The sequence below is a fragment of the Bradyrhizobium sp. AUGA SZCCT0158 genome (assembly GCF_018130065.1).
Lineage (GTDB): Bacteria > Pseudomonadota > Alphaproteobacteria > Rhizobiales > Xanthobacteraceae > Bradyrhizobium.
The window spans coordinates 538,634-559,676 of sequence record NZ_JAFCME010000001.1; the positions used below are offsets into that span (position 1 = coordinate 538,634).

The following is a 21,043-nucleotide window of genomic DNA, read 5'->3' on the forward strand; positions in this document are numbered from 1 at the left end:
CAACGACGGAAATCACTCGGCCGCTTGCTTGGATTCGTTCAGATAGGCCTGATAGGCGAGCTTGAGGCCGTCCTCGAGCGTGGTGCTGGCGCGCCAGCCGAGCTTGGCGAGCCGGCCGCTATCGAGCAATTTGCGCGGCGTCCCGTCGGGCCGCGAAGTATCGTAACTGATCTCGCCGGTATAGCCGACGGTCGCGGCAACGAGCCGGGCGAATTCGGCGATGGTGATGTCGTCGCCGAGGCCGATGTTGACGAGCTCGCCGCTGGAATAGGTTTTCATCAAATGGATGCAGGCGTCGGCAAGATCATCGACATAGAGGAATTCCCGCCGCGGCGTGCCGGTGCCCCAGACCACGATGTTCCTGGCGCCCGAAACCTTCGCCTCGTGGAAGCGGCGGATCAAGGCAGCGACGACGTGGCTGTATTCGGGATGATAATTGTCGCCGCGGCCGTACAAATTGGTCGGCATCACGTTGATGAAATCGGAGCCATACTGGCTCCGATAGGCTTCGACCATCTTGATCCCCGCGATCTTGGCAATCGCGTAGGGTTCGTTGGTCGGCTCCAGCAGTCCCGTCAGCATGGAATCTTCGTGCAACGGCTGCGGGGCCAGCTTGGGATAGATGCAGGAGGAGCCGAGGAACATCAGTTTCTCGGTCGCGTTGACATGGGCAGCGTGAATGACGTTGGTCGCGATCACCAGATTGTCGTAGAGGAATTCGGCCCGCAGCGTGTTGTTCGCGACGATGCCGCCAACCTTTGCCGCCGCCAGAAACACTGCTTGCGGGCGCTTGGCGGCGAACCATTGGTTGACCGCGGCTTGGTCGCGCAGATCGACTTCGGCGCGCGCGATCGTCAGCAGTTCGACGTCTTCCTGTACGAGCCGGCGCACCAGCGCCGCCCCGACCATGCCGCGGTGCCCGGCGACGAAAACCGTCTTGCCCTTCAGCTCAAACGGAACTCTTGCCATTGGCAACCTCTCGTCTTGCGGCCGCAAGATCGCCTGCGACCATTTCCTTGACCAACTGGGCGAACGGCGTCTTCGGCTTCCAGCCGAGTTTCTCCCGCGCCTTGCTGGCATCGCCGATCAGGAGATCGACTTCGGTCGGCCGGAAATACATCGGATCGATGCGCACGACGATCTTGCCGGACTTCTTGTCGATGCCTTGCTCATCGACCCCCGCGCCGCGCCATTCGATGGTGCGGCCCACTTCCGCGAACGCCAGTTCGACGAATTCGCGTACCGAGCGGGTCTCTCCGGTCGCAAGCACGAAATCGTCTGCTACATCGACCTGCAGGATCTTGTGCATGCCTTCGACGTAATCGCGCGCATGACCCCAGTCGCGCTTGGCCTCGAGATTTCCGAGATGCACCACTTCCTCGAGGCCGGCCTCGATCCGGGCCACGCTGCGCGTGATCTTGCGCGTCACGAATGTTTCGCCACGGATTGGGCTTTCATGATTGAACAGGATGCCGTTGCAGGCGAACATGCCATAGGCCTCGCGGTAATTCACCGTGATCCAGTAGCCATAGAGCTTGGCAACGGCGTAGGGCGAGCGCGGATAGAACGGTGTGGTTTCCTTCTGCGGCACTTGCTGAACCAGGCCGTAGAGCTCCGAAGTCGACGCCTGGTAGAACCGCGTTTCCTTTTCCATGCCGAGGATCCGGATCGCCTCGAGCAGGCGCAGAACGCCAATGCCGTCGGCATTGGCGGTATACTCCGGGCTCTCGAAGCTGACGGCGACATGGCTTTGCGCGGCGAGGTTATAGATCTCCGTTGGCCTGATCTGCTGCATCAGCCGGATCAGATTGGTGGAGTCGGTCATGTCGCCGTAATGCATCAGGAACGGCACGTTGCCGGAGTGCGGGTCCTGGTAGAGATGGTCGACCCGCGCCGTATTGAACGAGGACGAGCGGCGCTTGATGCCGTGCACGGTGTAACCGAGACCAAGTAGATACTCGGCCAGATAGGCACCGTCCTGGCCGGTGACGCCCGTAATCAGCGCGACGCGCTGCTTCGAATCTTGAGCCGCCATATTCTCTCCAACACCCCGGCGCCGCCTCAAGGCAGCGCGAACGCCCGTAAGCCCCGGTCGCCGGACACCCCAACCCTTCCGGCTACAGTCCGCAGGGCCGGCAAAGCCCCTCGCAGCCCCAGCCCAGCCGAACCGGACGCGCAAGGGGCTTCAACCACGCGGCGCAGGCCATAGCATCCGGCCCCGGCGGAGTCTAATCCTAAAACCGTTTGAAATCAGACCTTTAGGCGCCCGGTGCGGGCTGGCCCACCCGATAAACCTATTCCAGTTAAAAACACGACCCGGTGCGCGGATTTCCGGCGTCACTCGCCATAGCGGCGCAACCGATCGAGATCGATGATGGTCACGCCGCCATATTCCAGCCGGAGCAGGCCTTCCTTCTCCAACCGCTTCAGACACTGGTTGGCATTTTGCCGGGAGATACCCGACAACGCCCCGATTTCCTCCTGCGTGATCTCCAGATGGGGCGTGAGGTCGGGATACAGAATGGGATTGAACAGGGAGGCGATTGAACGCGCCAGGCGCGCGGTCGCGTCCAGCGTGCGGCCGTATTCGAGCAGCCCGATGAACTGCCCCAGACGCTCGTTGAGTTGCCGGACCAGGAAGCGATTGAATCCGACGCTGTTCTCGAACAGCCAGATGAAGGTCGTTCGGTTCATCATCGCCAGACGCGTGTCGCGCAACGCCACCACGTCGTAGCGCCGGGGCTCGTTCTTGAGCACGGAGCCTTCGCCAAACCAGGCGCCTGCCGTCAGGCCGGCAAAGCTGGCGGCCTTGCCGCCGCGGGATACGATCCCCATCCGGGCAAGACCCGTGACAACGCCGGTCCAGTATTCGAAGGGGTCGCCGCGCATGAAGATGAATTCATTAGCGCGGTAGGATTTTTCGACGATGCCGGCGCGCGCGATGTCGATCTCACGTTCGTTCAGCTCGCGTGACCAGGACGCGATGCGTTTCAGGGAATCCGGGGCAATCATGATCTCATCGACTCATCGCCTGCGACCTTTGCCTTCATCATATTGCGCCGCAACAACAACCCCAAGTCCCTACCAGGCTCCATGGGAGCGGAAACCTGCCGCATGACGACACGATCGAAAATTGCTGACCAATTGTCAGGCACATGACATTTCAACGCAACGCTTTCCACTATTGAGGGCCACCTCGCATCAGCCGGCTGATGGCCCAACCGGGCGATCGGACGAGGCGCGGGAGCGGTCGGGACTTGCGGGTGCGGCGTTACCGCGCATGTATTCCTGCCAACCGGCAGGTCGAACGCCTCGCGGCGCTCGGCATTAGTCGGATGGCCTCGCAATAGCCGCCGATGTAGGATCGCGAGAGCGATTGAACGAAGAGATAGAGATAAAGAGCGCTGCCTAAGCGCCGTATCTGGAGGAAATGAGTGGCTTACACGTTGGAAGTGCGCGGCGTGTCGTTGCGCTTTGGCGGCGTCCGCGCGCTGACCGAAGTCAGCTTCGGCGTTAACGATGGCGAATTGTTTTCGATCATCGGCCCGAACGGCGCCGGCAAGACCTCTATCGTCAATTGCATTTCGGGTCGCTACAAGCCGACCGAAGGCCAGCTGTTCTATCGCGGCCAGGACATCACAGGTCTCAATCCCAACGCGCGGCCCCGGCTCGGCATCGGCCGCACCTTCCAGAACCTGGCGCTGTTCCACCATATGAGCGTGCTCGACAACATCATGGTCGGGCGGCACCATTTGCTGAAGAACAATTTCATCACGGGATCGCTGTACTGGCTGACCGGCGCGCGGCGCGAGGAACTCGAGCACCGCCGCAAGGTCGAGGAGATCATCGACTTCCTCGACCTGCAGTCGGTGCGCAAGGCGACCGCCGGCACCCTACCCTACGGCTTGCGCAAGCGCGTCGAACTGGCGCGCGCCATGGCGTTGGAGCCGCAACTCATTTTGCTCGATGAACCCATGGCCGGCATGAACTTCGAAGAGAAGGAAGACATGGCGCGCTACATCGTCGATCTCAACGAAGAGTTCGGCATGACGGTGATGATGATCGAACATGACATGGGCGTGGTGATGGATATCTCCCACCGCGTCATGGTGCTGGATTTCGGCCGCAAGATCGCCGAGGGCGACCCTGCCGCCGTGCTGGCCGATCCCCATGTCAAACGCGCTTATCTCGGTGAAGAGGACGAAGCTCTGGTCGATCCGGACGACACCCCGGCGGAGAGCGCGGCATGATGGATTACGCCGGACGCGCCGCAAAGGCCGACACCTATCCGAAGCTGCTCCGCCTCAACGCCAAGGAGCACGCGGGCGAGATCGCGCTGCGCGAAAAGGATTTCGGGTTGTGGCGCGTCTTCACCTGGAACGACTACCAGACCCGGGTGCATGATTTCGCGCTCGGCATGGTCGAACTCGGGCTCGGACGCGGCGACGTCATCGGCATCATCGGCGACAACAGGCCGGACTGGATGGCCGCCGAGATCGCCACGCACGCCATCGGCGGCATGAGCCTTGGCCTCTATCGCGACGTGCTGGATGAGGAAGCCGCTTACTTGTTGAGCTATGGCGAAGCCAAACTGGTGTTCGCCGAGGACGAAGAACAGGTCGACAAGCTGCTGGCACTTGCTGAGCGCGTGCCCAACCTCAAGCACATCATTTATTCCGATCCGCGCGGCATGCGGAAATACGACGACCCGCGCCTGATGGAAGCGGAAAAACTTGTCGCGATGGGGCGCGACCGCGCCGCGCGCGAGAGCGACCTCTATGATCGCCTGGTCGACGCCACAAAAGGCGAGGATGTCGCGATCCTCTGCACCACGTCGGGCACCACGGCCAATCCCAAGCTCGCGATGCTGGCCGCCGGGCGGGTGCTCAGGCATTGCGCGACGTATCTCAGCTTCGATCCAAAGGGGCCGGATGACGAATACGTCTCGGTGCTGCCGCTGCCCTGGATCATGGAACAGGTCTACGCCCTCGGCAAAGGGCTGCTCTGCCGGATGAAGGTCAACTTCGTCGAAGAGCCTGAGACCATGATGCACGATTTCCGCGAGATCGCGCCGACCTTCGTGCTGTTCGCGCCGCGGGTCTGGGAATCGATCGCGGCCGATGTCCGTGCCGGCGTGATGGACTCCTCGCCGCTCAAGCAAAAGCTCTATGACCTCGGCATGAAGGCGGGCCTGGCGGCGCTGGCCGACGGCAAGCAGTCCCTGCTCGCCGACCAGTTGCTGTTCCGCGCCTTGCGCGACCGCCTCGGTTTCACGCGGCTGCGCTCGGCCGCCACCGGCGGCGCGGCGCTCGGGCCGGATACGTTCAAATTCTTCCAGGCCATGGGTGTGCCGTTGCGCACGCTCTACGGCCAGACCGAATTGTTGGGGGCCTACACACTGCATCCGGCCGGCAAGGTCGATCCTGACACGACGGGCGTGCCGATGGCATCCGACATCGAGATTCGCGTCGACAACCCCGACGTCAACGGCGTCGGCGAAATCGTGGTGCGTCATCCCAACATGTACCTCGGCTATTACAAGAATCCGGAAGCCTCCGCCGCCGACATGAAGGATGGATGGATGCATTCCGGCGATGCCGGTTATTTCAACGACAACAGGCAGCTGGTGGTCATCGACCGCATCAAGGACCTCGCCGAGACTTCGCGCGGCGAACGCTTCTCGCCGCAATATCTCGAGAACAAGCTGAAGTTCTCGCCCTACATCGCCGAGACCGTCGTGCTCGGCGCCGGCCGCGACGCGCTGGCCGCGATGATTTGCATCCGCTACTCGATCATTTCGAAATGGGCGGAGAAGAACCGCATCTCGTTCACGACCTACACCGACCTCTCCTCGCGCTCCGAAGTGTATGAACTGGTGCGCAAGGAGGTCGAATCCGTCAACGCCACGCTGCCGCCGGCGCAGCGCATCTCGCGCTTCCTGCTGCTCTACAAGGAACTCGACGCCGACGACGGCGAACTCACCCGCACCCGCAAAGTTCGCCGCAGCGTCATCAACGAGAAATATGCCGGGATCATCGACGCGATCTATGGCGGCAAGCGCGACATTCCCGTCGACACCGTGATCCGCTTCCAGGACGGCACCACCCAGCGCATCCGCACCACGCTGCGGGTGGTCGATCTCGGCACCAACGCACCGCTCGCGGAGGCCGCGGAATGAAGATGTTGTCATTCAATGGCGCCGCAAATCTGGTCGTCATGCGCGGGCTTGACCCGTGCATCCATCTTCTTCCGAAGAGCCCTTTTAGTCGATGGATCGCCGGGTCAAGCCCGGCGATGACGAACTGCAAGTCCGGTGAGACCGCATGAACACCCAGCTCCTGATCCAGCTTCTGGTCAACGGCCTCGTGGTCGGCACGCTCTATGGCGTGGTCGCGATGTCGTTCGTGCTGATCTACAAGGCCACCCAGGTGGTGAATTTCGCGCAAGGCGAGTTGCTGCTGATTGGCGCCTGGGTGTGCTGGTGGCTGCTTACGAAATACCAGGTGCCGTTCTATCTGGGCATGCCGATCACGCTGGTGTTCATGTTCCTGTTCGGCATCGCCATCCAGGTGGTGATCCTGCGCCCGATGGTCGGTGAACCCATCATCTCGGTGATCATGGTGACGATTGCGCTGTCCACCGTGTTCTCCGCGCTGATGAAATGGATGTTCGGCGTCAATCTGCAGCCGTTTCCGCGGGTCTTCACCACCCAGAACGTCAACATCCTCGGACTGCAGGTGCAGACCGTCTATTTGATGAGCCTTGCGGTGTCGCTGGCGATGATGGTGGGCATGGCCTGGTTCTTCCGCCTGTCCAAATACGGCCTCGCGATGCGCGCCACCGCGTTCAACCAGCAGGTGGCGCAGTCGCTCGGCATTTCCGTGAAGAGCGTGTTCGCGATGGCCTGGGCGATCTCGGCAACGGTTTCAGCGGTGGCCGGCGTCGTGGTGGCGGTCGTCAACGGCGTCTCAGCCGGACTTTCGGCCTATGGCGTCAAGGTGTTTCCGGCCGCGATCCTCGGCGGCCTCGACAGCGTCGGTGGCGCCGTGCTCGGCGGCATCATCATCGGCCTCCTGGAGAACTTCGCGCACTTCCTCGACAGCGAGTATCTGCACTGGGGCAATCTGTACGAAATCGCGCCGTTCTATGCGTTGATCATTATCCTGATGATCAAGCCGTATGGCCTGTTCGGCACCAAAGACATCGAGCGGGTGTAATCCATCATGGCAACCCAGACCCTGATCCCCGCCGGCGATTTCCGCACCACCTATGCGGCGGATACCACCGTGTTTCCGACCAGGACCAGCCGCAACGCGATGATCGTCGGCATCATCCTGATCTGCTTTGCGCCGCATGTCCTCAACGAATACACCCTCAGCCTGCTGATCCAGATCGGCATCTTCGGCATCGCGGCCCTCGGCCTCAACATCGTGGTCGGCTTCACCGGACAGATCTCGATCGGCCATGCCGCCTTCTTCGGATTCGGCGCCTTTACCTCCGCCTATCTGTCGAACCGGTTCGGCATCCCGGTGTTCTTCTGCATTCCGCTCGCGGGCGTGGTTACGGCAGCGGTCGGCCTGATCTTCGGGCTGCCCGCGGCGCGCCTGAAGGGACTCTATCTCGCGATCGCAACGCTGGCCGCGCAATACATCCTGCTGGATTTCTTTGCGCGCGCCGAATGGTTCACCGGCGGCAGCGTGCCTGCGAGCGCGGAGCCGTTCTCGATCTTCGGCTACTCGCTGCGCGGCGACAAGAAATACTTCTACGTCGTGCTCGCTTACGTCATCGTCTGTTATCTCCTGGTGACCAATTTGATCCGTTCGCGCGACGGCCGCGCACTCGTCGCGGTGCGCGATCATTATCTCTCCGCCGAGATCATGGGCATCAACCTTACCAAGTACCGCACGCTGTCGTTTGGCCTCGCCGCCTTCTTTGCCGGCGTCGGCGGCGCGCTCTATGCGCATTACAACCAGGTGGTCTCCAACGAAGGTTTCGGCATCGACCGCTCGATCATTTTTCTCGCGATGATCATCATCGGCGGCATCGGTTCGGTCATGGGCACGCTGATGGGCACGGCCTTCATGGTGCTGCTGCCCGAATCGATGGAATGGCTCAGCGTCGCGCTGCGCGACAGCCCGATCGACCAGTTCCTCGGACTGAAGAACAACATCGCTTTCCTGCGCGAGATGGCCATCGGCATCATCATCATTATCTTTCTGGTCTTTGAACCAGACGGACTCGCGCACCGCTGGCGACGCATCAAGGCTTACTGGAAACTCTACCCGTTCTCGCATTGAGGTAGGAACGGGACCGACGACAAAAGACCTCAACAAAAGACCGGAGGAAGTATAATGACGATGAAGATTTTATTGAGCACCGCTTCGCTTGCGCTCCTGCTCGGCGCTACTTCAGCCAGCGCGCAAGCCCCGATCTCGCTGGGCCATCTTGCCGATTATTCGGGCGCCACGTCCGACGTCGGAACGCCGTTCGGACAGGGCGTCGCCGACACCTATGCCTGGATCAACAAGACCGGCGGCATCAACGGCACCCAGGTCAAGGTCGATACCGTCGACTACGGCTATCAGGTGCCGCGCGCGATCGCCCAGTACAAGAAATGGTCGGGCGCCGACAAGGTTGCGGCCATTCTCGGATGGGGCACCGCCGACACCGAAGCCCTCACCGGCTTCCTCGCCGAAGACAAGATCCCCGACATCTCGGCATCCTACGCCGCAGCGCTTTCGGACCCGACCGGCGCCGGCGGCAAGGCCAAGCCCGCACCCTATAATTTCTTCTATGGCCCAAGCTATTCGGATGCCGTTCGCGGCATGCTGACTTGGGCTGCCGAAGACTGGAAGGCCAAGGGCAAGCCGGGCAAGCCGAAATTCGTCCATATGGGCGCCAACCATCCCTATCCGAACGCGCCCAAGGCCGCGGGTGAAGCCATCGCGGCTGAACTCGGCTTCGAGCTGCTGCCGCCGATCGTGTTCGCGCTGACGCCGGGTGACTACAGCGCGCAGTGCCTGACCTTGAAGAGCTCCGGCGCCAACTACGCTTACCTCGGCAACACCGCAGGCTCGAACATCTCGGTCCTGAACGCCTGCAAGGCCGCCGGCGTCGACGTCCAGTTCCTCGGCAACGTCTGGGGCATGGACGAGAATGCCGCCAAGGCCGCCGGCGCCGCCGCCGACGGCGTGGTGTTTCCGCTGCGCACCGCCGTGGCCTGGGGCGGCAACGCCCCCGGCATGAAAACCGTGATGGACATCTCCAAGATGTCCGACGCGGGCGGAACCGCCTATCGTCCGGTCCACTACATCGCCGGCGTCTGCACCGCGCTCTACATGAAGGAAGCCGTCGAATGGGCCGCCAAGAACGGCGGCGCCACCGGTGAGAACGTCAAGAAGGGCTTCTACCAGAAGAAGGATTGGGTGCCGGCCGGCATGGACGGCGTCTGCAATCCGTCAACCTGGACCGACAAGGACCACCGCGGCACGCTCAAGGTCGATCTTTACCGGATGAAGGTCACCGGTGCGACCGACGCGCCGCTCAACGACCTCGTCAAGAACGGCGCGATCAAGCTCGACAAGGTGAAGGTCATCGACCTGCCGCGCAAGGCCGAATGGCTGGGCTGGTAAGCTACACAGACGTCATGGCCGGGCGAAAGCGCGAAGCGCGTCTTCGCGCTAGATGTCCCGGCCATCCACGTCTGACTTTCAGTTGGCGACAGAAGACGTGGATGCCCGGGACAAGCCCGGGCATGACGAACCTAGCAAATGACACAACTCAAATGACCCAAACTGCCGAAGCTGATCGTGCTCCAAACGCCGCCGCTGCTACCGCGCCGCTGCTCGACGTGCGCAACATCGAGGTGGTGTACGACAACGTCATCCTGGTGCTGCGCGGATTGAGCCTCGAAGTGCCGAGGGGAGCGATCGTGGCGCTGCTCGGCGCCAATGGCGCCGGCAAGTCGACGACGCTCAAAGCGATTTCCGGCCTGCTCAAGACCGAAGACGGCGAGGTCACCCGCGGCGAGATCGTGTTCGACGGCGAGCGCATCAACGGCATCGATCCCGACAAGATCGTCCGCCGCGGCATCTTCCAGGTGATGGAGGGCCGCCGCATCATTTCAGACATGACGTCGGTGGAAAACCTCAAGCTCGGCGCCTTTACCCGCACCGACAACGAGGTCGGCGCCGACATCGACATGGTCTTCCGGTATTTCCCGCGCCTCAAGGAGCGCACGGGGCTCGCCGGATACCTCTCCGGAGGCGAACAGCAGATGCTGGCGATCGGCCGCGCGCTGATGGCGCGCCCGAAGATGATCCTGATGGACGAGCCGTCGATGGGGCTGTCGCCGCTGCTGGTCAAGGAAGTGTTCGGGATCATCAAGGAGATCAACCGCGACCTCGGCGTCACCATCCTCTTGGTGGAGCAGAACGCACGCGCGGCGCTCTCGGTCGCGAGCCACGGCTACATCATGGAACAGGGCAAGGTGGTGCTCGACGGCTCGGCCGACGAATTGCGCGACAATGAGGATGTGAAGGAATTTTACCTCGGCGGCGCCGGCGACCAGCGCAAGAGCTTCAAGAACCTGAAGAGTTTCAAGAGACGGAAGCGGTGGCTGTAACAGCCGTCATACCGGGATGCGCCTCTTGGCGCAGGCCTCAGATGCGCACTTGCGCATCGAGGAATCCATACTCCCGATCGTAGTTATGGATTCCGGGCCGCGCTTCGCGCGCGACGGAATGACGAAAGAAAGACTGACTCATGACCGACTATTACGACGCCCTTGAAACGCGTGAGCCGATCCAGCGTGAGGCGGAGTTGTTCTCGCGGCTGCCGGACGTGCTGCGCCGGGCGATGGCAGCGCCTGCCTACGCCGAGCGCCTGAAGGGCATCGATCCGGCTTCCGTGAGCGACCAGGCCGCACTGGCGCGCCTGCCGGTGCTGCGCAAGTCCGAGCTCCCTGCCCTGCACAAGGCCGCACCGCCCTTCGGCGGGCTCGTGGCGGGCCTGCCGGGGTCGTTCGGACGGTTGTTCACCTCCCCGGGGCCGATCTTCGAGCCTGAGGCTATTCATGCCGACCCCTGGCGCGGCGCGCGGGCGCTGTTTGCGGCCGGCTTCCGACCCGGCGACGTCGTACTCAACACCTTCAGCTATCACCTGACGCCCGGCGGCTTCATTTTCGACGCCTCAGCGCGGGCGCTGGGCTGCGCCGTCATCCCGGCCGGCCCCGGCAATACGGACGCGCAGTTCGAGCTGATCGAGGCCTATCGGCCGGTCGGCTACAGCGGCACGCCAGACTTCCTCAAGATCCTGCTGGACGGCGCCGCGAGCGCCGGGCGCGACGTCTCCTCGATCAGGCGCGCACTGGTGTCGGGCGCCGCCTTTCCCAAATCGCTGCAGGACGAAGTCAAGGCGCGCGGCGTCGATGCCTACCAGGCGTTCGGCACCGCCGACCTCGGCCTGATCGCCTTCGAGACTGCGGCCCATGACGGCATGATCGTGAACGAGGACCTGATCTTCGAAATCGTGCAGCCCGGCACCGGCGATCCCGTCGCTCCCGGTGACGTCGGCGAGATCGTCGTCACCTCGCTCGATCCGCACCACCCCTGGATCCGGCTCGCGCTGGGCGATCTCACGGCAGTGCTGCCAGGGACAAGCGCCTGCGGGCGCACCAATATGCGCATCAAGGGCTGGATGGGGCGGGCCGACCAGACCACCAAGGTCAAGGGCATGTTCGTGCGGCCGGAACAAATCGCCGAGATCGGCAAGCGCCACCCCGAACTCGGACGCTTGCGCCTCGTCGTGACGCGATCGGGCGAAAGCGACCTGATGACTCTCAAGGCAGAAACAGCCAGTCCGAATGCTGGCCTCATGGGAGCGGTTGTCACAACACTCCGAAACGTAACTAAACTCGGAGGTATCGTGGATTGGGTCGAGCCTAAGTCATTGCCGAATGATGGAAAGGTGATTGTCGACGAACGCAGCTAACGCGAAGCACGTCAACCGACAACGTTTGCATCCGAAACGAGGCGGACGACGGCTCATTTAATGGCAGGGAACGCTTCAGGCAGTGGAGATGGTTCGCCTCCCAGGCCCCGGGTTCGGAAAAATGCGAAAAGTGCTACGCAACAAGGCCACGCCAAGGGCGTTTGCGATCTGTCTACTGGCGGCGACAATCTTTCCGCCGGATTCGGATCGTCTGCTTCGGAAAGGTCATTTCGCCATGGCCAAAGCTATCGCTTCGGATGAAAAGCCTGGCGCTGCAGCCAAAAATACCATGCCACCCGCACGCGATCCCAAGCTGGCGGTGGAGGAGGAATATCAACTGGCGCGGCGACGGAACACGGTTGAGGCGCTGGAGCTCTTCATCGCAAGGCATCCGGACGATCCTCTGGCAGCGAAAGCGCGAACCGATCTGCGCCGGCTGTCGCGCTAGAGAGGGATGAGATCAGGGCTGACAACAAGCCATTTTGTTCTCGTGCCGCGGACGCAACGCAGCACCAATTCGACGAGCCGGGGCTAAGGCTACTTTGCATGAGGTTGTTTTCGCGATTTTGTGTCCGGACCGTGCGGTGCACCGCCCCCATAGCGCGTCGAAGACGCGCGTGAACGCGCTGATGGCGCGTCGAAGACGCGCGTGAACGCGCTGATGGCGCGCCGAAGACGCGCGTGAACGCGCTGCGCCGGGTTCGAGGCCTGCGTGTGCCGGCAACGACACGCTATGCATCCCGGCGCAGACACCATCCGCGATGATGGCATGACAAGCCCATCCATTTCGCCGATAATTTGACCTCGACCAATTGTTGGCTGGAGACTCCTTGATGCCCTCCCCGCGCGCCTCGCAGGCCCTTTCCCGTTTCACCGTCCTCGACCTGACCCGCGTCCGTTCGGGGCCGACCTGCGTACGGCAGCTCGCCGACTGGGGCGCCAACGTCATCAAGATCGACGCGCTGCTGGAGGATGCGGCCGGCGAACAGCCGGGTGGTCCACGCCAGGGCTCGGACTTCCAGAATTTGCACCGCAACAAGCGGGCCATGACGCTCAACCTGAAGGATCCGAAGGGCCTCGAGGTGTTCAAGCGCCTTGCCGAGAAGGCGGACGTCGTGGTCGAGAACTTCCGGCCCGACGTCAAAGCCAAGCTCGGCATCGATTACGATAGCCTGCGCAAGATCAACCCTCGGATCGTCTATGGCAGCATCTCCGGGTTCGGGCAGGATGGCCCCTATCACAAGCGGCCGGGCTTCGATCAGATCGCCCAGGGCATGGGCGGGCTGATGTCAGTTACCGGCGCCCCCGGCGAGGGCCCGATGCGGGTCGGCATTCCCGTGGCCGACCTCACTGCCGGGCTATTCTGTGCCCTTGGCATCCTCACGGCGCTGCTCGAACGCGATGTCTCCGGCGAAGGCCAGTGGGTGCAGACCTCGCTGCTGCAGGCCCAGATATTCATGCTGGATTTCCAGGCCGCACGCTGGCTGATGGAAAAGGACGTGGCCAAACAGGCTGGCAACAACCATCCGACGAGCATTCCGACCGGCGTCTTCAAGACGTCCGACGGCTATATCAATATTGCCACCACCGGCGGGCGGATCTGGGAGCGCTGCGCGCAGGCGATCGGCGCGCCTGAACTCCTCACCAATCCCGACTACGCCACCTCTCCCGCACGCTCGAAGAACCGCGACGCGCTCAATGCCGCCATTGGGAAGCTCACCGAGAAGAAATCCACCGAGACTTGGGTCAGCGAACTCAACGCCGCCGGCGTGCCCTGCGGCCCAATCTACTCGATTGACCAGATGTTCGATGACGACCAGGTCAAGCATCTCGGCATCGCGCAGCACGTGCCCAACGACGAAAACAGGCACATCCAACTGGTCGGCCAGCCGATAACTTTGTCGCGGACGCCAAGCAGCATGGCGGCACGTCCGCCGGAGTTCGGTGAACAGACCGAAGAAGTGCTTACCGAATTCGGTTTCGGCAAGGAAGAGATCGCCGATCTCAGGCAACGCAAGGTGGTCTGAGCGGCATCAGAACGCCTGGAACTCACCACACGAAAAAGCCCCGGAAAACCGGGGCTTTTTTAATTCCTGGCGTTCTGTCGCTCAGTACTTGGCGACGACGGGAGCGGCCGTGAAGTGGTAGTTGATGCCGACGCGGGCAACATGGTCATGGAACTTGACTGTGGTCTGGTTTGCCGTTCCGCCGAAGTAGGTCTTCGAGCCGAAGTCCATATAGAGATATTCGAGCTTCGCCGACCAGTTCCTGGCGAATTTCTTCTCAAGACCGGCTCCGACTGTCCAACCCACACGCGTCTCACTGCCGGACACCGTGGCTCCGGTGACCGTGAACGGTGCGCCGATGGTGACGTTGCTGTTGCCGTCGAACAGCTGGAAGACCCCGGTAGGCGTCGTCGCCGCCTTGACCTCACCAACCGCCAGACCGCCTGTCGCGTACAGCAACAAACTCGGGTCAACGAGGACGCCGCCACGGGCCCTGAAGGTTGCAAACCAAGGCAAGCTCGTGGTGGTGTCGGCGAACAAGGTTGCACCTATGTTGCCGACTCGGATCGATCCGAGTTGATCACGCGATCCTCCGCGTTCCCCCGTGCCCTGGATGTCAGCTTCAAGTCCGACCACCCAGGTGCGATCCAGCTGCCAATTATAGCCGATCTGCGCGCCACCGAGACCGCCATCGACATTCTGCCCAAACGTGGTGATCCCAAGCGGTGCACCCGGTTCGAACGTGTTACGCGCCCTGCCCCAGCTGTAGCCGCCATTGAGACCGACATAGAACCCAGTCCAGTTGTAGCCGGGATCGACGATCACGGGAGCCTTGGTGTACGGCCGCGGGGCCAGGTCGGCAGCGAATGCGCTTGTCGTGAGCAGCGAAACAATCGCGGCGCTTGCAATCAGAATGCGATTCATCGGGATTCCCAAAATCTGAAATTGAACTTGGAACCCACCATACAGCGAGATGTTCCCGTAGCCTGTTACCCGTCAGCAACAAGCCGACATAATCGAGTTCCATTGAGGAACCGGCGCAGGCCACGGTGAACAAACGCTGAATCAGCCCCAAAGATATGGACTAAGCGGGGCTTTTTGCCGTTCTCATCAGCCGGGTGACGCTCCCAAATACCTTGTCGAGGACAGGCCAGAACAGGAGAACGATCGCCAGTGTTGTAATCGAGCCAACCAAGCCGTTCGACCAGAACACCTTCATATTGCCGCCGGATCCGATCATCGACAGGCGGAACGCATCCTCGGCGCGGTTACCAAGTACCAGCGCCAACGTGAACGGTGCGAGCGGAATTCCGATCTTCTTGAACACGTAGCCGACGACGCCGAAGCCAAGCATCAGCCAGATGTCGAACATCGCATTCTGGATGGCATAGGCACCGATCGCGCAGGACACCACAATCATCGGCGCGACCGCTGCGAACGGCACCCGCAGGATCGAGGCAAAGATCGGCACCGTCGTCAGCACCAGCACAAGACCGACCACGTTGCCGAGATACATCGAGGCAATCAGGCCCCAGACGAAGTCCTTGTGTTCGACGAACAACAAAGGCCCGGGGTTGAGGCCCCACACCATCAAGCCGCCGAGCAGGATGGCCGCAGTGCCGGAGCCGGGAATACCGAGCGCCAGCATCGGCAGCAGTGCTGCGGTGCCCGAGGCATGCGCTGCCGTTTCCGGCGCAAACACACCTTCGATGCGGCCCTTGCCGAAACCGTCCGGCTCCTTGGAAAAGCGCTTGGCAAGATTGTAGCCCATGAACGAGGCTGCAATCGCGCCACCCGGCGTAATGCCGAGCCAGCAGCCGATGAACGACGAACGAAACAGCGTCACCCAATATTTCGGCAGGTCTCTCCAGACCGACAACACGACGCGCAGACTGATCCCGGCGGCGTGTCCGCGCAACGCGAGGCGCTCTTCCATCGTCAGCAGTATCTCGCTGATGCCGAACAGGCCGATCACCGCGACCAGAAAATTAATGCCGCGCAAGAGGTCAGTCGAACCAAAGGTCATGCGCAACTGGCCGGACACCGTGTCCATTCCAACGCCGGCGAGCAGCAGACCGAGCGACATCGAAATGACAGTCTTGTGCTTGGCCTCGCGGCCAAGCCCCACAAAGGAGCAGAAGGTGAGCAGATAGACCGCGAAGAATTCAGGCGGGCCGAACTTCAGCGCAAAGGACGAGATCATCGGCGCCAGAAACGTGATCAACAGCACCGCCACCAGCGAACCGATGAACGAGGAAGTAAACGCCGCAGTCAGCGCTTCCGCAGCCCTGCCCTGCTGCGCCATTGGATAACCATCGAAGGTGGTCGCGACCGACCAGGCCTCGCCGGGAATGTTGAACAGGATCGACGTGATGGCGCCGCCGAACAGCGCACCCCAATAAATGCAGGACAGCATCACGATGGCCGAGGTCGGATCCATCGTGAAGGTCAACGGCAGCAGGATCGCCACACCGTTCGGTCCGCCAAGTCCGGGCAGCACGCCGACAAAAATGCCGAGCACCAGCCCGACCATCATCAGGACGAGCGTCTTCCATGTCAGCAGGACGGCAAAGCCGTGCATGAGTAGACCGAAGGCTTCCATCAAACTACCTGCGATCTACTATCGGCCGAGGGCCGCTTCGAGCGGGCCCTTTGGCATGATGACGTCAAACGCGATGTCGAAGGTCACGAACATCACAGCGGTGAACACGAAGGCGGTCAGCAGCGATTTCCACAAGGAGATCTTGCCGACCACGCGCATGAAGGTCGAGATCAGCAGGAAGCTCGCGACATAGAGTCCGAGAAATTGCATGGCCAGACAGAACAGCAGCGTCGGTACGAACACGGCCATGACGCGGCGAAGCTGGGCCCGCGTGACGAAAGTCTCGGCGGCTTCCTTGCGCGACAGGAAAGCGGTGACAAGACCATAAAGGCTGGCACCACCGAGGATCACCGAAAGATAGAACGGAAAATAACCGGCCTGCGGGCCGGTGGAGTCCCAGGCGGCGCCGGTGCGCCAATTGTCCCATCCGAGCGTCAGCGCCAGCGCCAGAAGGAGCAATGACACCACGACGTCGACGATGCGGACGCTCGTCACGACAGGTGAATTGATCTCCGGCGCGGTCGGATCGTCGACGACGATTTCGATGTTGGTATTGGACATTGGATGTGATCTATCCCGGCTAACTGACGTGGCATACGGGATACAGTGCTGGCGTTGCCCGCGTCAATGTAACTTCAGCGAATGCTCTGGCTTGACGCGTTTCCTCAACGCGAACCGGCTTCCACAAACCGCTATCGGAACCGATCAGGAAACGTGCTCGCAAGTGCAGCACGTTCAGGCCTCAGCACACCACGCTCGGTGATCAATCCAGTTACCAGCCGTGCCGGCGTGACGTCGAAGGCATAATTGGCGACCGGCGATCCCGCAGGCACCACCCGCACCGTTTCGATTCGCCCATCGGTGGTGCGGCCGGTCATGGTCGCGACCTCATCGGAAGCGCGCTGTTCGATCGGAATCTGCTTTATTCCGTCGTCGATACTAAAGTCGATGGTCGGCGACGGCAGCGCAACATAGAACGGCACGCCGTTGTCGTGCGCGGCAAGCGCCTTCAAGTAGGTTCCGATCTTGTTGCAGACATCGCCATTGGCGGCCACCCGGTCGGTTCCGACAATGGCCAGATCGACCATCCGGTGTTGCATCAGGTGGCCACCGGTGTTGTCGGCGATCACCGTATGCGGGACACCATGGTGGCCAAGTTCCCACGCCGTGAGGAAAGCGCCTTGATTGCGGGGTCGGGTTTCGTCGACCCAAACATGGACCTTCAGGCCACGATCATGCGCGAGGTAGATCGGAGCCGTCGCGGTACCGAGATCGACCGTCGCCAGCCATCCAGCGTTGCAGTGCGTCAGGATGTTGACCGTCTCACCCGGCTTGGTCGCGGCAATCGCTTCGATCAGCGCCAAACCGTGCTGTCCTATGCCCTGATTTATCGCGACGTCCTCCTCCGCGATTTCAGCGGCACGCTTGTAGGCCGCCGCGACACGTTCTGACGGCGGCAAGGGCCGCAGCAGCCCGTGCATTTCATCGAGCGCCCATTTCAGGTTGATGGCCGTCGGCCGGGTCGCGATCAGCATCTTGTAGGCAAGGTCAAGCGCGGCATCGGAGGCATCGGCGCGCATAGCCTGCGCCATGCCATAAGCGGCGGTTGCGCCGATCAGGGGCGCGCCGCGCACCAGCATGGAACGGATGGCTTCGCAGGCGTCCGCCGCACTCGTCATCCGCGCGACGACGAAATCATGCGGCAGCCGCCGCTGGTCGATCGCCCCGACCGACCATCCATCGGGCTCGAGCCAGATACTGCGAAAATGCCTGCCATCGACCTTCATGAACGCAACACCCTGCCGGCCACCGCGTCGAGCTTCCTGAGCAATTCGGGATCTCGCGCTTCCGGCGCCGTGATCAGCGCGGTATCGAGGGCCCGATCCGAGCCGATCGGACACGGTTCGTGCTCGCGCGGGAAATCCCTGGCAAGGCGCGCGACCAGGCCCTTGGCCTTTTCGGCATTCGAGTTCAGCACGCGAATGATATCCTGAACCGTCACGGCGTCGTGCTGGGGATGCCAGCAATCGAAATCGGTAACCATCGCCACGCTGGCGTAACAGATCTCGGCCTCACGGGCGAGCTTGGCTTCCGGCATGTTGGTCATCCCGATCACCGAATAGCCCTGCGTCTTGTAGGTCAGGCTCTCAGCAAGGCTGGAGAACTGAGGGCCCTCCATACAGACATAGGTGCCGCCTTGCACGGCCGCGATGTCCTCGGCCTTGGCGGCCTCCGCCAAATGCACCAACAGGCGTGGTGACACCGGATGAGCCATCGAGACATGGGCAACGCAGCCTTTGCCGAAGAATGAACTTTCGCGCTTGTGGGTGCGGTCCACGAACTGATCGACGAGCACGAATGTGCCGGGTGGCAGATCCTCCCGGAACGAACCACAGGCCGAGAGCGAAATCAGGTCGGTAACCCCTGCCCGTTTCAGGACGTCGATATTGGCGCGGTAGTTGATGTCCGAAGGCGACAGAACGTGCCCTTCGCCATGCCGAGGCAGAAATACGATCGGCAGCCCGGCGATGACACCGTGCCTGACGGGCGCAGAAGCCTCGCCCCATGGGCTTACGATTGCCTCGTCGCGGACATTTTCCAACCCCGGCAGATCGTAAATGCCGGATCCGCCGATAATGCCAAGCACGGCATTCGTCATGATTGCTCCCAGAATGTTTCCCGGAGCGACCGCTCCGGCTTGTTCCCAGCACCCTTGGATGTTCGACTATACTGCGGCGCAATAATCAACCATTGTTCGCCTACTGCAAAGGCCCTCTGACAGGGCTCGTGATTTGACGGCGCCACGCCGCAGCGATCAGGAGAAAGTGGATGTCGGCCACCAGCGAGCGGAAAAAGCGCCAATCCATTATCGACGCCTGCCGCAGCATGAATGCGCTGGGCATCAATCAAGGCACGTCCGGGAATATCAGCCTGCGGCATGACACCGGCATGCTTATCACGCCGACCAGCGTGCCCTATGAAACGATGCAGCCGGAGCAGATCGTGTTCATGGATCTGGATGGTTCATTCGACGCCGCGCAGCGACCGTCGAGCGAGTGGCGGTTTCACCTCGACATTCTCAGGGCACGGCCCGAGGTCAACGCGGTGGTGCATGCGCACCCACCCTATTCGACGATCCTCGCGATCATGGGTCTGGAAATCCCGCCGATCCATTACATGATCGCGGTCGCCGGCGGCGACACCATCCGCTGCGCGCCCTATGCGACGTTCGGCACACAGGAACTGTCGGAACACGCCGTGCGGGCACTCGAGGACCGCCTGGCCTGCCTGCTGGAGCATCACGGCATGATCGCCGTCGGACCTTCACTGTCGAAGGCAATGTGGCTTGCGGTGGAGGTCGAAGCGCTGGCGCGGCAATATCACGGCTGCCTTCAGATCGGCACACCGCGGTTGCTTCCCAAAGCAGAGATCAAGAACGTACTCGGCAGGATCGCTGGATACGGTCCTGCCGGAAAATAACGCGCTAGGGCCGGCTTACTTCGCCACGAAACCGGCTTCGTTCATCAGCGAGGTGTTGAGCTTGTCATCCTCCTCGAGGAACTTCACCATGTCCTTGCCGGTTAGGAAGATCGGCTTCAGCGCCTGCTTTTCCATGTATTCCTTATACTCGGCGGTCTGTGTCACCTTCTGGAACAGGTCGACATAGAACGCCTGCTGATCCGGCGTGACCTTGCCCGGAAGGAACATCGCACGCAGCATCAGATACTGCACGTCGAGCCCTTCTTCCTTGCATGTCGGGATGTCGTTCCAGGATTGCGTCTCGGTGACCTTGGTCTTGTAGGCGATCCGCTCCTTGTCGAACACGCACAGCGCGCGGACCTGGCCGGCCCGCCAGACCTCGAGATTTTCGGACGGGTTGTTGACGTTGGACTCGGTATGGTTGCCGACCAGTTGCGTCGCGGCTTCGCCACCGGATTTGTAGGGCAGATAGGAGAACTTCGCGCCGGTCCTCTGCTCCATGAACACGGTGAGCACGTGATCCTCGCGCTTGGAGCCTGTCCCGCCCATCTTGAACGGCGAACTCGCAGCCTTGGCAGCGGCAACGAATTCCTTCACGGTTTTCGGTCCGGCGGCATTGTCCCACAACACAAACTGATCGAGCGCGACCACCGACACCGGTGTGAGATCGCGCCAATTGAAGGGAATCTTCGCCGACAATGGCAGCATGTAGATTAGCGAGTAGGCGATCAGCACCTTGTTGGGGTCGCCGTCACTGGACTTCATGTACATCAACGCTTCGGCACCGGACGCTCCGCCCTTGAGCGAGACCACCATCGGCTGCTTCATCAAATTATTCTTCTGGATCGCCGCCTGCATCATGCGAGCCATCTGGTCGGACGCGCCGCCGGCACCTGCTGCGACTACGATTTCAACCGGTTTGGTCGGCTCCCAGGCAGCGAACGCCGGCGCGCTGACGATCATA

General features: G+C 61.8%; 19 protein-coding genes. 10 read left to right on the forward strand and 9 right to left on the reverse strand.

What is annotated here, in order from left to right:
- Positions 1-12 precede the first annotated feature (12 nt).
- The 3 genes from JQ574_RS02330 to JQ574_RS02340 form a co-directional block, all read right to left on the reverse strand.
- Positions 13-969, reverse strand: coding sequence for a GDP-L-fucose synthase (locus JQ574_RS02330; protein WP_283813665.1), 957 nt, complete (start codon positions 967-969; stop codon positions 13-15).
- On the reverse strand, positions 950-2,035 hold the full coding sequence (gene gmd / locus JQ574_RS02335; protein ID WP_212210109.1) for a GDP-mannose 4,6-dehydratase: 1,086 nt from the start codon (positions 2,033-2,035) through the stop codon (positions 950-952). The genes JQ574_RS02330 and gmd overlap by 20 nt, the downstream gene beginning before the upstream one ends.
- A gap of 302 nt (positions 2,036-2,337) precedes the next feature.
- On the reverse strand, positions 2,338-3,012 hold the full coding sequence (locus tag JQ574_RS02340) for a Crp/Fnr family transcriptional regulator (RefSeq protein WP_192737874.1): 675 nt from the start codon (positions 3,010-3,012) through the stop codon (positions 2,338-2,340).
- Positions 3,013-3,434: 422 nt separating this feature from the next.
- Here JQ574_RS02340 and JQ574_RS02345 point away from each other — a divergent pair, with 422 nt between their 5' ends.
- From JQ574_RS02345 to JQ574_RS02385, 9 genes are all read left to right on the forward strand, one after another.
- Positions 3,435-4,250 (forward strand): ABC transporter ATP-binding protein, encoded by an 816-nt coding sequence (locus JQ574_RS02345; protein ID WP_192737875.1) that lies wholly within the window; start codon positions 3,435-3,437, stop codon positions 4,248-4,250.
- Complete coding sequence (locus tag JQ574_RS02350) at positions 4,247-6,178, forward strand: long-chain fatty acid--CoA ligase (protein ID WP_212210108.1); 1,932 nt, start codon at positions 4,247-4,249, stop codon at positions 6,176-6,178. Before JQ574_RS02345 ends, JQ574_RS02350 begins: the two co-directional genes overlap by 4 nt.
- A 145-nt stretch (positions 6,179-6,323) precedes the next feature.
- Positions 6,324-7,217 carry a branched-chain amino acid ABC transporter permease gene (locus JQ574_RS02355; protein WP_211997460.1) on the forward strand — a complete coding sequence of 298 codons (894 nt, stop codon included), beginning with the start codon at positions 6,324-6,326 and terminating at the stop codon, positions 7,215-7,217.
- Between the two features lie 6 nt (positions 7,218-7,223).
- On the forward strand, positions 7,224-8,297 hold the full coding sequence (locus tag JQ574_RS02360; protein ID WP_212210107.1) for a branched-chain amino acid ABC transporter permease: 1,074 nt from the start codon (positions 7,224-7,226) through the stop codon (positions 8,295-8,297).
- A 54-nt stretch (positions 8,298-8,351) separates the two neighbouring features.
- Positions 8,352-9,632 (forward strand): ABC transporter substrate-binding protein, encoded by a 1,281-nt coding sequence (locus JQ574_RS02365; RefSeq protein ID WP_212210106.1) that lies wholly within the window; start codon positions 8,352-8,354, stop codon positions 9,630-9,632.
- 152 nt (positions 9,633-9,784) lie between these two features.
- A complete protein-coding gene (locus JQ574_RS02370) occupies positions 9,785-10,624 on the forward strand; it encodes an ABC transporter ATP-binding protein (protein ID WP_212210105.1) in 840 nt (279 codons plus the stop codon).
- Between the two features lie 140 nt (positions 10,625-10,764).
- Positions 10,765-11,991: a phenylacetate--CoA ligase family protein gene (locus JQ574_RS02375; RefSeq protein WP_212210104.1), complete on the forward strand. Its 1,227-nt coding sequence runs from the start codon at positions 10,765-10,767 to the stop codon at positions 11,989-11,991.
- Between the two features lie 130 nt (positions 11,992-12,121).
- Entirely contained in the window at positions 12,122-12,439 is a 318-nt protein-coding gene (locus JQ574_RS02380; protein ID WP_212210145.1) for a hypothetical protein, read from the forward strand.
- A gap of 385 nt (positions 12,440-12,824) precedes the next feature.
- The gene (locus JQ574_RS02385) at positions 12,825-14,018 is read left to right on the forward strand and encodes a CaiB/BaiF CoA-transferase family protein (RefSeq protein ID WP_212210103.1); all 1,194 of its coding nucleotides are present in this window, start codon (positions 12,825-12,827) and stop codon (positions 14,016-14,018) included.
- An 81-nt stretch (positions 14,019-14,099) separates the two neighbouring features.
- On the opposite strand, the gene JQ574_RS02390 is transcribed toward JQ574_RS02385, so the two are convergent.
- The 5 genes from JQ574_RS02390 to JQ574_RS02410 all read right to left on the reverse strand — a co-directional run bounded on the left by JQ574_RS02390 (position 14,100) and on the right by JQ574_RS02410 (position 19,258).
- Positions 14,100-14,921, reverse strand: coding sequence for an outer membrane protein (locus tag JQ574_RS02390; RefSeq protein WP_212210102.1), 822 nt, complete (start codon positions 14,919-14,921; stop codon positions 14,100-14,102).
- Positions 14,922-15,081: 160 nt separating this feature from the next.
- Entirely contained in the window at positions 15,082-16,599 is a 1,518-nt protein-coding gene (locus JQ574_RS02395) for a tripartite tricarboxylate transporter permease (RefSeq protein WP_212210101.1), read from the reverse strand.
- Positions 16,600-16,617: 18 nt separating this feature from the next.
- Entirely contained in the window at positions 16,618-17,160 is a 543-nt protein-coding gene (locus JQ574_RS02400; RefSeq protein WP_212210100.1) for a tripartite tricarboxylate transporter TctB family protein, read from the reverse strand.
- Positions 17,161-17,291: 131 nt separating this feature from the next.
- Positions 17,292-18,386 (reverse strand): S-methyl-5-thioribose-1-phosphate isomerase, encoded by a 1,095-nt coding sequence (gene mtnA / locus JQ574_RS02405; RefSeq protein ID WP_212210099.1) that lies wholly within the window; start codon positions 18,384-18,386, stop codon positions 17,292-17,294.
- Positions 18,383-19,258 carry an S-methyl-5'-thioadenosine phosphorylase gene (locus JQ574_RS02410; RefSeq protein ID WP_212210098.1) on the reverse strand — a complete coding sequence of 292 codons (876 nt, stop codon included), beginning with the start codon at positions 19,256-19,258 and terminating at the stop codon, positions 18,383-18,385. Before JQ574_RS02410 ends, mtnA begins: the two co-directional genes overlap by 4 nt.
- Before the next feature lie 170 nt (positions 19,259-19,428).
- Between JQ574_RS02410 and JQ574_RS02415 the strand changes: the two genes are divergently transcribed.
- Positions 19,429-20,079, forward strand: a complete 651-nt coding sequence (locus JQ574_RS02415) for a class II aldolase/adducin family protein (RefSeq protein WP_212210097.1) — start codon at positions 19,429-19,431, stop codon at positions 20,077-20,079.
- Between the two features lie 15 nt (positions 20,080-20,094).
- On the opposite strand, the gene JQ574_RS02420 is transcribed toward JQ574_RS02415, so the two are convergent.
- On the reverse strand, positions 20,095-21,042 hold the full coding sequence (locus JQ574_RS02420; protein WP_192737919.1) for a tripartite tricarboxylate transporter substrate binding protein: 948 nt from the start codon (positions 21,040-21,042) through the stop codon (positions 20,095-20,097).
- Position 21,043: the final 1 nt, after the last annotated feature.

Excerpts from the sequence above, each read along its gene's own strand:
- JQ574_RS02330 (WP_283813665.1), bottom strand. The coding sequence starts at position 969 with ATGGCAAGAGTTCCGTTTGAGCTGAAGGGCAAGACGGTTTTCGTCGCC.
- gmd (WP_212210109.1), bottom strand. The coding sequence starts at position 2,035 with ATGGCGGCTCAAGATTCGAAGCAGCGCGTCGCGCTGATTACGGGCGTC.
- JQ574_RS02340 (WP_192737874.1), bottom strand. The coding sequence starts at position 3,012 with ATGATTGCCCCGGATTCCCTGAAACGCATCGCGTCCTGGTCACGCGAG.
- JQ574_RS02350 (WP_212210108.1), top strand. The coding sequence starts at position 4,247 with ATGATGGATTACGCCGGACGCGCCGCAAAGGCCGACACCTATCCGAAG.
- JQ574_RS02355 (WP_211997460.1), top strand. The coding sequence starts at position 6,324 with ATGAACACCCAGCTCCTGATCCAGCTTCTGGTCAACGGCCTCGTGGTC.
- JQ574_RS02360 (WP_212210107.1), top strand. The coding sequence starts at position 7,224 with ATGGCAACCCAGACCCTGATCCCCGCCGGCGATTTCCGCACCACCTAT.
- JQ574_RS02365 (WP_212210106.1), top strand. The coding sequence starts at position 8,352 with ATGACGATGAAGATTTTATTGAGCACCGCTTCGCTTGCGCTCCTGCTC.
- JQ574_RS02370 (WP_212210105.1), top strand. The coding sequence starts at position 9,785 with ATGACCCAAACTGCCGAAGCTGATCGTGCTCCAAACGCCGCCGCTGCT.
- JQ574_RS02375 (WP_212210104.1), top strand. The coding sequence starts at position 10,765 with ATGACCGACTATTACGACGCCCTTGAAACGCGTGAGCCGATCCAGCGT.
- JQ574_RS02385 (WP_212210103.1), top strand. The coding sequence starts at position 12,825 with ATGCCCTCCCCGCGCGCCTCGCAGGCCCTTTCCCGTTTCACCGTCCTC.
- JQ574_RS02390 (WP_212210102.1), bottom strand. The coding sequence starts at position 14,921 with ATGAATCGCATTCTGATTGCAAGCGCCGCGATTGTTTCGCTGCTCACG.
- JQ574_RS02395 (WP_212210101.1), bottom strand. The coding sequence starts at position 16,599 with ATGGAAGCCTTCGGTCTACTCATGCACGGCTTTGCCGTCCTGCTGACA.
- JQ574_RS02400 (WP_212210100.1), bottom strand. The coding sequence starts at position 17,160 with ATGTCCAATACCAACATCGAAATCGTCGTCGACGATCCGACCGCGCCG.
- mtnA (WP_212210099.1), bottom strand. The coding sequence starts at position 18,386 with ATGAAGGTCGATGGCAGGCATTTTCGCAGTATCTGGCTCGAGCCCGAT.
- JQ574_RS02410 (WP_212210098.1), bottom strand. The coding sequence starts at position 19,258 with ATGACGAATGCCGTGCTTGGCATTATCGGCGGATCCGGCATTTACGAT.
- JQ574_RS02415 (WP_212210097.1), top strand. The coding sequence starts at position 19,429 with ATGTCGGCCACCAGCGAGCGGAAAAAGCGCCAATCCATTATCGACGCC.
- JQ574_RS02420 (WP_192737919.1), bottom strand. The coding sequence starts at position 21,042 with ATGATCGTCAGCGCGCCGGCGTTCGCTGCCTGGGAGCCGACCAAACCG.